We start from the raw sequence: 14,212 nt of genomic DNA on the forward strand, positions 1-14,212 counted from the left end.
CGTGACCGATCTCGAGACGCGCGCGGCTCCGTCCCGCGCCGGGGCGCTGCGCCGGGCGGCCCCGGCCCTGCTGGGGTACGCGGCCGTGCGCGCCCTGGGCCTGGTCGCCCTGGCCCTGTGGAGCGCGGCGCGGGACAAGAACGCGTACACGCTGCTGACCGCCCGCTGGGACTCACTCTGGTACACCCGGGTCGCCGAGCTCGGCTACGGCTACGAGGTGCGCCTGGCGAACGGGGATGTGCACTCCAATCTCGCGTTCTTCCCGCTGCTGCCCTGGCTGGAGCGGCTGGTGACGGCGGTGTCCCCGCTGTCGTACGCGGACGGGGGTTTCCTCGTCAGTCTGTTCGCCTCCCTCGCCGCGGCCTGGGGGATCTTCGCGGTGGCCGACCATGTGTACGGCCGCCGGGCCGGGGTGTGCGCGGTGCTGCTGTGGGCCGTGCTCCCGGTCGGGATCGTGCAGTCGATGGCGTACAGCGAGTCCCTGTTCACGGCGCTCGCGGCCTGGGCGCTGTACGCGGTCCTGACCGGCCGCTGGCCGTTGGCGGGCGGGCTGGCCCTGCTGGCGGGGCTGACCCGTCCGGTGGGTCTGGCGGTGGTGGCGGCGGTGTGGGTGACCGCCCTGGTCTCTTTCGTGCGGGACCGACGCGCGAGCGAGCCGGACGGCGCGCGGACCACGCCGAGCGCCCCCGCCTCGACACCTGTCGCCTTCGCCTCGGCCGACGCCTCTCGTGTCCTCGGCATGCTGCTGGCCCCCCTCGGCACAGCGGGCTACGTACTGTGGGTCGGCCACCACACCGGCAAGGGGCCACTCGGCTATCTCGACGTGCAGGCCGGGTGGCGCAACGGCTTCGACGGCGGTTACGCCTTCGCCCGGTTCGTCGCCGAGAAGTTCACGTCGTTCCCCTCGGCCCTGGCCGGCGTCGGGCTGATCGTCGGGGTCGCGTCAGTCATCTGGCTGTATGTGGTCGGGGTACGTCAGCGCCAGCCGCTCCCGCTGCTGGTCTACACCGGGGTCGTCGTGGCGCTCGCGCTGTGCGCGTCGAGCTACTTCGGCTCGAAACCGCGCCTGCTGGTGCCCGCCTTCCCGCTGCTGCTGCCCCTTGCGCTGACCGTCGCCCGGCTGCGTACGCGCAGGTCAGCGCTGGTGCTGGGGTCGGTGGCGGCAGCCTCCGCCGCGTACGGGGCGTTCTGGCTGAACGGCTCCGGTCCACCCTGACCCGCTGTGAGCAGCGGGGGAATTCCGCGCCATGCTCCGGTGAACGAATTCAAAAGCGCAATAAAACCCCCATCCGGAATGATCAAAGGAATTGAAGGCCACAGCGGCCGACGATTGCGGATTCGGTGGAAATAAACCTCCTCCTGAGAGGAATCCCACATCACATCGTCATCACAAAGCCGTTGATTCGCCCGGCATCAGAGCTCACTCGCTGTAACGTCGATTGGGTGCGTACCGAACCGAAGCTCACCCGTCTGGACCGGGTGTTCGCCCGGCTGGATCGTGAGCCGGAACGACCCGCCCACATCGATGTGCCGAAGATGAGCAGGCACCGCATCGTGCTCGTCGCCGCCACCGCGGCGTTCTACGGCGCGATCGTGTGGGCCGTGGTGATCACGTCCTGGCTGGTCCGGCTCGACTGGCAGGTCATGTTCTTCCGGCCGTACCAGCAGTGGTCGGAGATCCACTGGTTCGTCGACTACTACGTGGTGCTCGGCCAGCGCGGCCCGACCGCGGTGATGGTCGCGGCCTGGCTGGGCTGGCGCTCGTGGCGGCAGCACACCCTGCGTCCGATGCTCGCCCTCGGTGTCTCACTGCTGCTGCTGAACATCACGGTCGGCGCCGCCAAGTACGGCATGGGCCGCCTGGGACCGCACTACGCGACCGTGATCGGCTCCAACGAGATGTGGCGCGGCGGCGATATATTTCCGAGCGGTCACACCGCCAACGCCGTGGTGACCTGGGGAATCCTGGCCTACCTGGCTTCCAGCGCGAGAGCGCAGCGCTGGCTGTCCGCCGTGTCCGCCGTGACCTCGCTCGGCGTCGGGCTGGCCACCGTCTACCTGGGTACGCACTGGCTGAGCGATGTGCTCCTCGGCTGGGTCGCGGGACTGCTGATCATGCTCGCCCTGCCGTGGTTCGAGCCGCTGATCGCCCGTGCCGAGGCCAGGATCTTCGAGCTTCGCGACCGCTGGCGGTCCCGCCGGAGCAGTGCGGTTCCCGTCCCGGTCAGCACGCCGCCCGTGGCGGTCACGCCGCTGCCCGCCGACCGGGACGACGTCGCGGCCCGTTCGCCCCGGGCCCCGGCCTATCTGGCCCCGGGGCCGCACACGGCCCGCTCGGAGCGCGCCCCGGTGACCCCGGCCGGCAGCCGCCGCCCGCCGCACCCGGAGCGGCTGCCACGCGGCTCGGCGTCCTCGGCCCACCCCTGACGGGCACACGAAGGCCCCGGTTCCGGAGCGGAACCGGGGCCTTCGCCATGTCTCAGCCCTTCCAGGCCCGCGCCACCCGGCCGTCCCTCACCTCGAAGTTCAGCCGTCCCACGCGGTACTCCATCGTGATGATCGCCCCCGGCGGCAGCGAGCGCACCGTCTGCCAGCCGCGCTCACGCGCGAGGTCTTCGGCCCGGCCGGCCGCCAGGCCGACATAGGTGTCCGGGCTGTCGTCGGGTTCCGCGGAAGGTGTCGGAATCGATGCCATGCCGCCACGCTACCCCCGGTGGCTGTCCGGCCCCGGTCACACTTCTGTCACAAGATCACGACAGCTGTTTCCGGCGCTCTCCGTCACCCGGACGAGCGGTTCCGTAGGCCTTCCGCAGGCATTCGATCGGAATTCCCGCGTGTCACATGAGCTCCTGGAAAAGCCCGGCGGAAAGTTCCGGGAGAAGTACCCCCGGAGTTCCATTCCATTCCGGCGCCACCACCGGTCCGGCCGAGCCGGCGCCGCACAGGAAATGCGTGGATCGGGCACGGAGAGGCCGATACGCCCCTGTCGGAGCGCGCGGTGACCCGAGCATCATGGCGTGAGCTCGCGGGCACCCGCGGCGCGGGCTTCGGCGGGCCCGGTGCGCGATGAGCGAAGGGGCGAGCGAGCGATGGGGACGCAGACCGCACAGGCGACGGCGCGGACCGCGCCGAGGACGCGGCACGGGCGGGTGGTGGTCGACTGGCTGACGACCACGGACCACAAGAAGATCGGCCACCTCTACCTGATCACGTCGTTCCTCTTCTTCCTGGTCGCCGGGGTGATGGCGCTGCTGATGCGCGCCGAGCTGGCCCGCCCGGGACTCCAGATCATCGACAACACCCAGTTCAACCAGGCGTTCACGCTGCACGGCACGATCATGCTGCTGCTGTTCGCGACGCCGACCTTCGCGGGCTTCGCCAATGAGCTGATGCCGCTCCAGATCGGCGCGCCCGACGTCGCCTTCCCCCGGCTGAACATGCTCTCGTACTGGCTGTTCCTGTTCGGCGGGCTGATCGTGCTCGGCTCGCTGCTGGTGCCCTCCGGTCCGGCGGACTTCGGCTGGACCGCCTACGCCCCGCTCAACAGCGCGGAGCGCACGCCGGGCCTCGGGGCCGATCTGTGGATCATGGGCCTGGCGCTGTCCGGGTTCGGCACGATCCTCGGCGCGGTCAACTTCATCACCACCATCATCGGGATGCGCGCCCCCGGCATGACGATGTTCCGGATGCCGATCTTCGTCTGGAACACGCTGTTCACGTCGATCATGATCCTGATGGCGTTCCCGGTGCTGGCGGCGGCGCTGCTGGTGCTCGAGGCGGACCGGCGGTTCGGCTCGCAGGTCTTCGACGCGGCCAACGGCGGGGCGATCCTGTGGCAGCACCTGTTCTGGTTCTTCGGGCATCCCGAGGTGTACATCATCGCGCTGCCGTTCTTCGGGATCATCACGGAGATCATCCCGGTCTTCAGCCGCAAGCCGATGTTCGGCTATCTGACGCTGGTCGGCGCGACGATGGCGATCACCGGTCTGTCGATGATCGTGTGGGCGCACCACATGTTCGCCACGGGCGCGGTGCTGCTGCCCTTCTTCTCCCTCATGAGCTTCCTGATCGCCGTGCCGACGGGAGTGAAGTTCTTCAACTGGACCGGCACCATGCTCAAGGGCTCGCTGTCCTTCGAGACCCCGATGCTCTGGGCGACGGGCTTCCTGGTGACGTTCCTGTTCGGCGGGCTGACCGGGGTGATCCTGGCGTCGCCGCCGATGGACTTCCAGGTGACGGACTCGTACTTCGTGGTCGCGCACTTCCACTACGTCGTCTTCGGGACCGTCGTCTTCGCGATCTTCGGCGGCTTCTTCTTCTGGTGGCCGAAGTTCACCGGGAAGATGCTCGACGAGCGGCTCGGCAAGATCCAGTTCTGGGTGCTCTTCGTCGGCTTCCACACCACGTTCCTGGTGCAGCACTGGCTGGGCGCCGAGGGCATGCCCCGCCGGTACGCGGACTACCTGGCCGCTGACGGGTTCACCGCGCTCAACACCGTCTCGACGATCGGCGCGTTCCTGCTCGGTATGTCGACGCTGCCGTTCCTCTACAACGTGTGGAAGACCGCCAAGTACGGCCGGAAGGTCGAGGTCGACGACCCCTGGGGCTACGGCCGCTCCCTGGAGTGGGCCACCTCCTGCCCGCCGCCCCGGCACAACTTCACGACGCTGCCCCGGATCCGGTCCGAGTCGCCGGCGTTCGATCTGCACCATCCGGAGTACGCGGCGGTGACTGCGCAGCCCGAGCCAAAGCGGCATCAAGCCGGTCGCGAGTCCTCCTGACCGCCTCGATCAGCTCCACCGGCTCCAGCACCTCGAAGTCGAAGCCCAGCATCACGACGTGGATGACCATCACGTCGAGGCTGCCGGCGCCGCAGCGCAGCAGGCAGCTGCCGGGGCCCTCGGCCTCCAGCACCCCGGCGGAGGGTGAGATGTGGGCGGCGGCCTCCTCCAGGGGTGCCAGGAGCCGCACTACGGCGTGGGCGGCGTACACGCGCGTGGAGACGCCCTGGGAGACATAGGCGGCCAGGTCCTCGGCGGGCGGCTCGCGCGGCGCGAAGCGGGGGCCGTGCGGCGGCTTCGGCGTGATGCGGTCCACGCGGAAGGTGCGCCAGTCCTCCCGCTCCAGGTCCCAGGCGACCAGGTACCAGCGGCGTTCGGTGCACACCAGGCGGTGCGGTTCGACGCTGCGGCGGGTGAGGGTGCCGTCGTGGCCGCGGTACTCGAAGCGCAGCCGTTCGGCGTCCCGGCAGAGGTGGGCGAGCTCGGTCAGCAGGACGGGGTCGACGGCGTCGGGCACGGGGCCGCGCAGCATCGGCACGGTGAAGGCGTTGAGGGCGCCCACCCGGCGGCGCAGCCGGTTGGGCAGCACCTGTTCCAGCTTGGCGAGGGCCCGTACCGAGGTCTCGCCGATGCCCTCGATGCCCTGCCCGGCGGCCGTGCGCAGCCCGACCGCCACCGCCACGGCCTCGTCGTCGTCCAGCAGCAGCGGCGGGAGTTCGGCGCCGGCGCCCAGCTGGTAGCCGCCGCCCGTGCCGGGGCTGGCGTTGACCGGGTAGCCGAGCCCGCGCAGCCGGTCGACGTCGCGGCGCAGGGTGCGGGCGCTGACGCCGAGCCGCTCGGACAGGTCGGCGCCGGACCATTCGCGGTGGGCCTGGAGCAGGGACAGCAGTCGCAGCAGGCGTGCCGAGGTCTCCAACATGGGGCGAGTCTGCCAGCCCTTGAGGACAGCCGCTGTCCTCAAGGCTCGTACGCCAGTTGCGGTACGTCGAAGCAGGTGCGGTTCATGTCGCCCTGGCCGACCCAGCCCTCGCCGTCCTGCCAGCGGGCCACCGACAGACAGGTCTCGCGGGTCTTCGGGGGCTCGGCGAGCCGCTGGAACGCGACGGGCAGGAGCAGTCCGCCCGCCGTGTAGCCCTGGCTGCGGTCCATGTAGCCGTCGACGCACGCGCGCGTGATGCCCGTCTTCGCGCAGGACTTCGCCGCGTCCGTGAACCAGCGTGCGGCGGCCCACCCCTCCAGCTGCCACTGGGAGTGCGTCTTCAGGTCCTTCGTCGCCTCGCGGAACTCCCGCACGGCCGGGTGGCCGGTGTCGTCGAAGTCTCGGCTGGAGCCGGTCGCCCAGAGGGCGTTGCGGCAGCGCGGGGCGTCCTCGTAGTCGTCGGGGACGGTGGACGTCCAGTTCTGCACGTTGGTCACCTTGGCGGTGACATGGGCGCCGACCTCGTCCATGGCCTGGCAGAGCCGGGCGTTGCCGTGCGAGTCGATGGCGTCGAAGACCAGGTCGGCGCCCTGTTCCTTCAGGTCAGCCGCGACGGCGCGGAAGTTGGGCAGCGCGAAGTCGACCTGCTCGGTGACGACCTTGTAGCCCTCGGCGCGCAGGCCCCGCTCCACGAGCCGGGCGTAGGCGGCGGACGCGGACTGGTTGTAGGAGACGACGGCGGCGGTGCGGGCGCCGTGCTCGCGCTTGAAGTAGCGGTAGACCTCGGTGCCGCCGTACAGCTTGCCGTCCCAGCCGGTGGTGCCGTCGCGGGGCGCGAGACTGCCGTAGATGCCGTAGAGGTGCGGGTAGGTGTCGTAGGCGCCGCCGATGGGCTGGCCGCCGATGTCGGGCACACGCGCGCGGGAGACCCGGGAGGCGCCCGCGTAGTCCAGGGCGGTGGTGGCGACCAGGGCGACGACATCGTCCTCCTCGACCAGCTTGTGCACGCACTCGTTGTTGCCGACGCCGCTGCCTCCGTCGTCGCACAGGCGCACTTCGACGCGGCGGCCGTCGATGCCCCCGCGCGCGTTGAGCCGGTCGAACCAGGCCTGGGCGCCGTCGCGCGGGCCCGTGAAGGCACTGCCGCCGACCGGGCTGGTGGCGCTGGTGATGATGCCGACCCGCAGGGGCGCGGAGTCGCGCGGGGCCGGGGTGCGGTCGTCGCGCTCGAAGTCGCTCTCCGGGAGCCGGCTGCCGCAGGCCGCGCTCAGGGCGAGCAGCAGCACCGCGGCGAATATCTCAGCAGCCCGGGACCGGCGACCCATTGCCGCTCATCTGCACCAGCGAGCACAGCGTCTTGACGGACACCTTCCAGGTGCCCTCCTGCTCGACGGCTGTCCCGGAGGCGTCCGGCAGAGCGGTGGCGCCCTTCAGGGTGAGCGTGTACGTCACGTTCGCCTCGGTCGCCGAGGTGAACTCGATCTTGGTGACCTTCGCCTGGACCTGTCCGCCGCGCTCGTCACCGCTGAAGGCCTGGAGGACCGGGCCCATCCGGTCGCCGTTCTCCAGGACGGCCTGTTTGTCCTCGGTCGAGGTCTTCGGGTCGAAGAACGTCTCCCAGTTCTGCTTGATCTCCTGTTCGGCCGCGGCCCGGTCCGCCGGTGCGCTGGCCGGCGCGCTCGCGGTCCGCTCCGTGGTCGGTGTGGGCGGCGTGGTCTCGCTGCCGCCGCCGCTGTCGTCACTGCACGCCGCGAGGGCCGGGGCGAGGGCCAGGACCAGGGCGGCCGCGATCGCCGTGCCCCGTCCCGCGGCTCGCGGGCCCTCTGTCGCTTTACCCCGCCTGAGGTCGCTGCCGAGAACCATCTGGCTCACCACCGGGTGTCGGTCCGGGCCATGTGCGCCCGGTGCTTTCAGGGTCAGCTTCCACAGGGCATAGTGCAAGCGATCGCCGGACTTGAACAGGCAGCCAGGCACACAGCCCAACCGACGTGTGGGAGCCAGCGATGCGGACAAGCCGACTGCGGACCGTGCACCCCGTTCTGTGGACCGGCTGGGCCGCGCTGGCCGCGGGCGCGGTGCTGTGCGTCGTCGGCTGGTACGGCGTCTCCGGCGAGCGCTTCGCGGAACGGCAGCTTCCCTATCTCGCCTCCTGCACGGTCCCCGGCGCCGCGCTGATCGTCTCCGGGGCGGTGCTGCTGGCCCACGGCCGAGGCTCGATCGCCGCCGCGCGTATGGAGGAGCTGTACGGCCTGCTGGTGGCCGCCGAACCCCCTGACACGGACGAGACCGGGCAGGCCTCCCTCGCGCCCCTGGCGGTCAGCGGCGAGCAGCTGATGGTGCCGGGCGGCACGCTGTGGCACCGCGCGGACTGCCCGCTGGTCGCGGGCAAGGCGGAGGCGGTCCCGGTGGACTCCAAGCTGGTGGCGAGCGGTGAACTGGGCCCCTGCCCGATCTGCGAGCCCACCGGGGAAACCGACTGAGCCCGGCCGATGTCCTCGCTGACGTACGACCTCACCCTCGCCGGCCTCTCGGTCGGCAGCGCGGCGGCGCTGACCGGGATCGGCCTGATCGTGACGTACCGCGCGACCGGCGTGCTGAACTTCGCGCACGGCGCGATCGCGATGGTGTGCGCGTATGTGCTGCGGCAGTGCGTGGTGGAGTGGGGCTGGCCCCTGTGGCTCGGGGCCACGGTGACCCTGCTGGTGCTGGCGCCCGGGCTGGGTGTCGTGCTGGAGCGGTTCGTCTTCCGCCCGCTGGCGGTCCTCGGCGGCGACCCGGCGCAGTCGCTGGTGGCGTCCATCGGGGTGTTCGTGCTGCTGGTGGGCGGGGCGGCGCTGCTGTGGGGACAGGGGGCGCGGGAGGACGCGCCGGAGCTGGTGCCGGACGAGCCGTGGGGGCAGCTGGCGGTGGTGCTGGTGCTGGCCGCCGGGGTCGCGGCGGTGGTCCGCCGGACGCGGTTCGGGCGGGAGCTGCGGGCCGTGGTGGACGACCGGCAGCTCGCCGTGCTGGGCGGCGTCGACGCGGACCGGGTCGCGGCGGCGGGCTGGGCGTTCGGCTCGTTCACGGCGGGTCTGACGGGCGTACTGCTGGCGCCCTACGTGCGTCTCGACCCGTACGGACTGCCGCTGCTCGTGATGGAGGTCGTGGCGGTCGCGGTGGCCGCGCGGATGCGGAGCCTGCCGGTCGCGGTGGTGGTGGCGCTGGGCATCGGGATGGCGCAGAGCCAGCTGACGCGGCTGCATCCGTCGGGCTGGGGCGAGTCGCTGCTCCAGGCGGCGGGCACGAACCTGTTCGTCGTCGCCCTGCTGATCGCGGCGCTGGCACTGCCCGGGACCGATGCGCGTGACGCGCTGCCGCGCACGGCCACCGCGCGCGTGCGGACCCCGCCGGGCGCCTGGATCGTGGCGCTCGTCCTGTTCCTGCTGCCGCTGGGCCTCGCCGGCCGGGACCTGCACACCTCGGTCCAGGTGCCGGCGCTGGCCGTGATCCTGCTGTCCCTGGTGGTGGTCACCGGCCTGGGCGGCCAGATCTCGCTGGGCCAGGCGGCGTACGCGGGCCTGGGCGCCCTGTTCACGGCGCTGCTGGCGGCCGGCCGCTTCCCGGGGCTGCCCCGCCTGCCGGAGCTGGCGGCCCTCGTGGTGGCGGTCGTCCTGGTGGCGCCGCTCGGTCTGCTGACCGGCTGGCCGGCGATCGGCCGCCGGGGCCTGGCGCTGGCGCTGGCGACGTTCGCGGTCGGCGTGGGGGTGAGCCGGTTCGTCTTCGCCCAGCCGTACGCCACGTCGGGCCTGTCGCTGGGCCGTCCGGCGGGCTTCGACGGGGACCGTGCCTACTACGTCCTCGAGCTGCTCCTGCTGGCGGTCGCGCTGCTGGCGACGCACGCCCTGCGCCGGGGGCGCACGGGCCGGGCCCTGGCGGCCATGCGGGACCACGAGCGGGGCGCGCAGGCGGCGGGCGTCCAGGTGCCGTCCCTGAAGCTGCTGGCCTTCGTGGCGGGCGCGGCGCTGGCCGCGCTGGGCGGCGGCATGCTCGGCATGGGCCTGCGCGCCTTCGACGCCGCCGCGTACGACCCGGTGCGCGGCCTGCTGTGGTTCGCGGCGGTCGTGGTGCTGGGCGCCGACAGCACCCTCGGCGCCCTCGCCGCCGCGGCCCTCCTGGTCGGTCTGGACGCGGGCACCCGGGGCGGTTTCGCCGCGGCCCTGATCGGCGTCCTGGCGATCCTCGTGGGCCGCTTCCCCGGCGGCCCGTACGAGGCCCTGCGCACGGCGGCGGAGCGCCTGCGGTTGCGCCGGGCACCGGCCCTGACACCGCTGGGTGCCCGGGCCCGCGCGCTGCTGCGCCCGGCGGAGCCGACCGCGGCCCCGAGGGCGCCGGTGCCGACGGGAGCGACGGGCGTGGGGCGGAGGGCGGAGGGCTCGGGGGCGGCTGGGCGGCGCGAGTACCCAAGCGGCGAGGGCGGCACCGAACGCGGCCCGTCGGGCCAGGCCCCCCACGGCCTGCCGAGCGAGGGCAGCCGCCCGCCGGCCGCCCGGCCCGAGGCTGCCGGCGAACCCACCCCGGGCCGCCGGCCGCACCCGCCGACGCCTGTCCGGGCCACCCCACCGCCCACGGGCCCGGCCGCCACCCCCGCCGCTCCCCTCCTCACGGCCCGCCGTCTTCATGCCCGCTACGGCGGCTTCACCGCACTGGACGGAGTCGACCTGGACCTCTCCCCCGGCCGGATCACCGCCGTCGTGGGCCCCAACGGGGCCGGGAAGAGCACCCTGTTCCACTGTCTGGCCGGGACACTGCGCCCCGCGCTCGGGACCGTACGGCTCGGCGGGCGGGACATCACCGGGCTGCCCGCGCATGCCCGCACCCGGCTCGGTGTCGCGCGGACCTTCCAGCAACTGGCCGTCTTCCCGTCGCTGACCGTCGCCGAGAACGTCCGGGTCGGCGCCGAGCAGGGCCGGGTGACCGACCCGGGCGCGGTGGAGCGGACGCTCAGGCTGCTCGGGCTGGACGGGCCGGTGCGGGCACTGCCCGCCGCCGGGCTGCCCACCGGGACACTGCGCCGCGTCGAACTGGCCCGGGTCCTCTCGGGCGGCCCCCGGGTGCTGCTGCTCGACGAGCCCGCCGCCGGCCTGGACAGCGCCGAAGTGGCCGCCCTGGCCCGGGTCCTGAAGGCCCTGGCCGCCGACGGCACGGCCCTGCTCGTCGTCGAGCACGACCTGGACCTGGTCGCTGGCCTCGCCGATGTCGTGCACGTCATGACCGCGGGCCGGATCGTCGCCTCGGGGCCTCCGGAGCGCGTCCTGGACGCCCTGGGAACGGCGGCCGGCCGATGACGACGGTCTCCCTGCGCCACGCGCGCGTGCGCTACGGCCCCCTGGAGGCCCTGCACGGTGTCACCCTCGCCGCCCCGGGCCCCGGCCTCACCGTCCTGCTGGGCCGCAACGGCTCCGGCCGCACCACCGCCCTGCGCGCGCTGGCCGGCATCGTGCCCCTGTCCGGCGGGGCGGTGGTGTGGGACGGCGCCGACGTGACCCGCGTACCGGCGTACGAGCGGGCCCGGCGCGGGCTGTGCCTGGTGCCGGAACGGCAGGCCGTGTTCGGCTCGCTCAGCGTGCGCGAGAACCTCGGACTCGCCGCCCCGGACCACGCCCCGGCCCTCGACGCCTATCCGCAGCTGCGTCCCCTGCTGGAGCGGCGCGCCGGCACCCTCTCCGGCGGGGAGCAGCGCATGCTCGCCCTGTCCCGGGCCCTGCTGGCACGCGCGCGTGTGGTGCTCGTCGACGAGCCCGCCCAGGGCATGTCGCCCCCGGTCGCGGCCCGGACCTACGAGCTGCTGAGCGCGCTCGACGCGTGTGTGGTGATCGCCGAGCAGCGGCTGCCACCCGATCTGCGGGACCGGCCCGCCCTCGTCTACGAACTGCGCCGCGGGTCGGTCGTGTTCGCCGGGGAGGCGGGCGAGCTCAGGCGATGACCGTGCACCGGTGCCCGCACGGCCGAGGTCCCGTCCGGTCGGCGACCGGACGGGACCCCGTGTCCCGGCGAGGGGGTGCGGCGGCTCAGATGTCGAGGCGCAGGCCGGGCACGATCATGTGGGGATCACCGCCGATGGCGGCCTTGTTGGCGGCGTAGAGACGCTGCCAGGTGGTCCCGTGCCGGGCGGCGACGCCGCTCAGGGTGTCACCCTCGCGGACGGTGTAGTCGCCGCGTGACGAACTGCGGTCCGGGTGCTCCGCGGAACGCGCCGGCGCCTTCCACTGCTTCGCCGGAGCGGGCTTGGAGGTGACCGGGCCGGACGCGGAAGCCGCCGGTGCGCTTCCGCTCGCCCCGGCGCGAGCCGAGCAGGTCGGCCAGGCGCCCCAGCCCTGGGCGCGCTGGACCTTGGTGGCGACGGCGATCTGCTGGGACTTGCTCGCCCGGTCGGCGGTGGCCGCGTAGGCCGTGCCGCCGTAGGCGCTCCAGGTCGACGGGGCGAACTGGAGTCCGCCGTAGTAGCCGTTGCCGGTGTTGATGTGCCAGTTGCCGCCGCTCTCGCACTGGGCGATGCGGTCCCACACCCCGCTGTCAGCCGCCGCGGCGTTGCCGGTCGCCGCGAGCAGTCCGAGGGGCGCGAGCAGTGCCGCCCCGGCGAGGACCGCCGTCGTACGAACCGGGTTCTTCCGAGCGTTGTCGCCGGTGGTATAGGCACATTCGGACATGTAGATCCCTCTCGAAACACCCGGGGTCCCCCAAGGCGGAACGCCACTCCCCGCGCCATGGGGCACGTGGGTCGCGCTCGCCCCGCCCGCCGGTGGTGGTGCTGCCCGGTTCCGGAGAACCGTGCGGCCGACGGACGAACCCGAGCGGTGCTCGCTGCACACGGCGGAGGAATCTAAGGAGTTGACGGCCTGTCATCAACCAGCGGCCCGTCACGCCAGGCCAGTTCACCAATACCCCGGGTAACGGCAATTTCCGGACACCCACTTCATTCCTGGATTTCGTGATTTATCGACCAACCGGCTCATCGACGTGTGACCCACTTCACCACTCCAACGCCCTTTACAAATCAGGGACTTGACCGTGAGTGTGCGATTCCGTGCCGAACGTGACCCTGCGCGCTGGTTGGTTCGATTCCGTTCGCCCTGGGGCGTGACTCCCGCCACAGATCGCCCGTTGTCTTCTTCATGAGCCGGGACCTACCCGGACCACGGGCCGGGAGCCACCCGGCTTTGCCACGCACCGCATCCCCGAGGGAGCCACCCGTGCCGCGCATGCTCGACGTCAGCGACGAGGTACGCGCCGAGATCGGCGACGAAGAAGCAGACCGCCTGCTCGCCGGCGAGACCGCCCCGGGCAGTTACGACTGCACGTCCTGCCGCACTCCGGGCGACTCCGAGCAGGAGCGCACCAGCACCGTCCTCTTCATCGGAGACGAGACCGCCGTGCTCGCCTTCGCCCACTCCGGCTGCCTGCCCTCGCAGGTCGTCCAGGTGACCGAGGAGCAGCTCCGGGGCGCCGTGAAGTCCATCGCCGGCGACACCGGCGGCATGGCGTCCGACCGGTCGGCGCCCGAGCCGGCGGTGCTCGGCGTGACCAGCGGGCTCGTCCTGATCGCCGGGGAGCTGCACCCGGCCCTGGTGGTGGAGCCGACCGCGCCCATCGCCCGGGCCGGCACCACCGGCTCCGGCGACGACTTCCTACCGCTGCTCATCGAGCAGGGCTTCATGCCGCTGAGCGACCTGTCCGCCGTGCCGCCGGTGCTGCACGGCTGGTCGGTCCTGCTCGCCGTGGGCCAGCTGCACGCGGTGCTCCAGCCGGGCAGCAACGGCGGACAGCCGGTGGCCTGGTGGCAGGCGCACCAGCCGCTCCAGGTGACCGACCCCTGGCGCGCGGCCGCCAACAAGCACCAGCAGGTGCTGATGTTCGCCGCGCCCGTCGGCTCGATCGGCCGCCAGCCGCGCGAGGACCTGATGCGGGACGCCCTGGACAAGGCGGCGGCGACCGGAAAGCTGGTCGGCGCGGCCCTGCCGCTGGCCGGCACCTGAGCGGAGGGTCACCCGCCTGCGCCGTACACCGGCGAAAGCCGTACAAGGGCCGCATCCCCTGACCCGCGGGGTCGTTTGGACATACGTGCACGCATACGACGTTCCCCGCCGCCAGTCCTTCTCGCCGATCCCCTCCGCGCGGTCGGCTCAGGACTCCCTGGGCGGCCCATCGGCCACGCCGATCTACGACGCGCTCTACGCCGAGTACGTCAAGTCCTTCCGCGCACTGCCCGGCGACCGCAGCGGCGAGGAGAAGCTGGGGTTCACCGCCTTCGGGACCATCCCGCACAGTACGGGCTCGTACAGCCATTCGTACGGCAGCTCGTACAGTGCGTACAGCGCGGGGGCCCAGAGCGCCCGCCATGCCGCCGGACAGCAGCCGCACTGGCAGCGCGTCGGGACCGTCAGCGCACACGGCACGGCGATGCACTATGTGCCGGCCGCCCTGCCGCCGGTACCACGAAGCGGCATCTGAGCGAGCACAGTGAGCAGTGGAGGGG

The 14,212-nt window shown here is 72.6% G+C and carries 12 protein-coding genes and 1 pseudogene; 8 read left to right on the forward strand and 5 right to left on the reverse strand.

Annotated features, from left to right (window positions below; genetic code table 11):
• The first annotated feature begins 1 nt into the window (after position 1).
• On the forward strand, positions 2–1,216 hold the full coding sequence (locus ACWIF2_RS30255; protein ID WP_454363979.1) for a hypothetical protein: 1,215 nt from the start codon (positions 2–4) through the stop codon (positions 1,214–1,216).
• 227 nt (positions 1,217–1,443) lie between these two features.
• Positions 1,444–2,427, forward strand: coding sequence for a phosphatase PAP2 family protein (locus tag ACWIF2_RS30260; protein WP_454363980.1), 984 nt, complete (start codon positions 1,444–1,446; stop codon positions 2,425–2,427).
• Between the two features lie 52 nt (positions 2,428–2,479).
• Here ACWIF2_RS30260 and ACWIF2_RS30265 read toward each other — a convergent pair whose 3' ends face one another.
• The gene (locus ACWIF2_RS30265) at positions 2,480–2,695 is read right to left on the reverse strand and encodes an I78 family peptidase inhibitor (protein WP_454363981.1); all 216 of its coding nucleotides are present in this window, start codon (positions 2,693–2,695) and stop codon (positions 2,480–2,482) included.
• Between the two features lie 394 nt (positions 2,696–3,089).
• On the opposite strand from ACWIF2_RS30265, the pseudogene ctaD reads away from it, so the two are divergent.
• A pseudogene (gene ctaD, locus ACWIF2_RS30270) lies at positions 3,090–4,661 on the forward strand (aa3-type cytochrome oxidase subunit I); the annotation flags it as partial.
• On the opposite strand, the gene ACWIF2_RS30275 reads toward ctaD, so the two are convergent.
• From ACWIF2_RS30275 to ACWIF2_RS30285, 3 genes are read right to left on the reverse strand one after another with little or no spacing between them, the layout of a single operon-like run.
• Entirely contained in the window at positions 4,660–5,700 is a 1,041-nt protein-coding gene (locus tag ACWIF2_RS30275) for a helix-turn-helix transcriptional regulator (RefSeq protein WP_454363982.1), read from the reverse strand. The pseudogene ctaD and the gene ACWIF2_RS30275 sit on opposite strands and share 2 nt — an antisense overlap.
• A 38-nt stretch (positions 5,701–5,738) precedes the next feature.
• Positions 5,739–7,025, reverse strand: a complete 1,287-nt coding sequence (locus tag ACWIF2_RS30280) for an ABC transporter substrate-binding protein (protein WP_454363983.1) — start codon at positions 7,023–7,025, stop codon at positions 5,739–5,741.
• Entirely contained in the window at positions 7,000–7,563 is a 564-nt protein-coding gene (locus ACWIF2_RS30285) for a hypothetical protein (RefSeq protein WP_454363984.1), read from the reverse strand. Before ACWIF2_RS30285 ends, ACWIF2_RS30280 begins: the two co-directional genes overlap by 26 nt.
• A 140-nt stretch (positions 7,564–7,703) precedes the next feature.
• Between ACWIF2_RS30285 and ACWIF2_RS30290 the strand changes: the two genes are divergently transcribed.
• The 3 genes from ACWIF2_RS30290 to ACWIF2_RS30300 are packed head-to-tail and all read left to right on the forward strand — an operon-like array spanning position 7,704 to position 11,662.
• On the forward strand, positions 7,704–8,180 hold the full coding sequence (locus tag ACWIF2_RS30290; protein ID WP_454363985.1) for a hypothetical protein: 477 nt from the start codon (positions 7,704–7,706) through the stop codon (positions 8,178–8,180).
• A 9-nt stretch (positions 8,181–8,189) separates the two neighbouring features.
• Positions 8,190–11,024 carry an ABC transporter permease subunit gene (locus ACWIF2_RS30295; RefSeq protein ID WP_454363986.1) on the forward strand — a complete coding sequence of 945 codons (2,835 nt, stop codon included), beginning with the start codon at positions 8,190–8,192 and terminating at the stop codon, positions 11,022–11,024.
• Positions 11,021–11,662, forward strand: a complete 642-nt coding sequence (locus ACWIF2_RS30300) for an ATP-binding cassette domain-containing protein (protein WP_454363987.1) — start codon at positions 11,021–11,023, stop codon at positions 11,660–11,662. Before ACWIF2_RS30295 ends, ACWIF2_RS30300 begins: the two co-directional genes overlap by 4 nt.
• Before the next feature lie 85 nt (positions 11,663–11,747).
• Here ACWIF2_RS30300 and ACWIF2_RS30305 read toward each other — a convergent pair whose 3' ends face one another.
• Positions 11,748–12,386: a LysM peptidoglycan-binding domain-containing protein gene (locus tag ACWIF2_RS30305; RefSeq protein WP_454363989.1), complete on the reverse strand. Its 639-nt coding sequence runs from the start codon at positions 12,384–12,386 to the stop codon at positions 11,748–11,750.
• A 543-nt stretch (positions 12,387–12,929) separates the two neighbouring features.
• Here ACWIF2_RS30305 and ACWIF2_RS30310 point away from each other — a divergent pair.
• Together ACWIF2_RS30310 and ACWIF2_RS30315 are read left to right on the forward strand one after the other, a co-directional pair.
• Positions 12,930–13,712, forward strand: a complete 783-nt coding sequence (locus tag ACWIF2_RS30310) for a hypothetical protein (RefSeq protein WP_454363991.1) — start codon at positions 12,930–12,932, stop codon at positions 13,710–13,712.
• An 85-nt stretch (positions 13,713–13,797) separates the two neighbouring features.
• Positions 13,798–14,187, forward strand: coding sequence for a hypothetical protein (locus ACWIF2_RS30315; RefSeq protein WP_454363993.1), 390 nt, complete (start codon positions 13,798–13,800; stop codon positions 14,185–14,187).
• Positions 14,188–14,212 lie beyond the last annotated feature (25 nt).

This window comes from Streptomyces sp. NPDC055506, assembly GCF_053643595.1.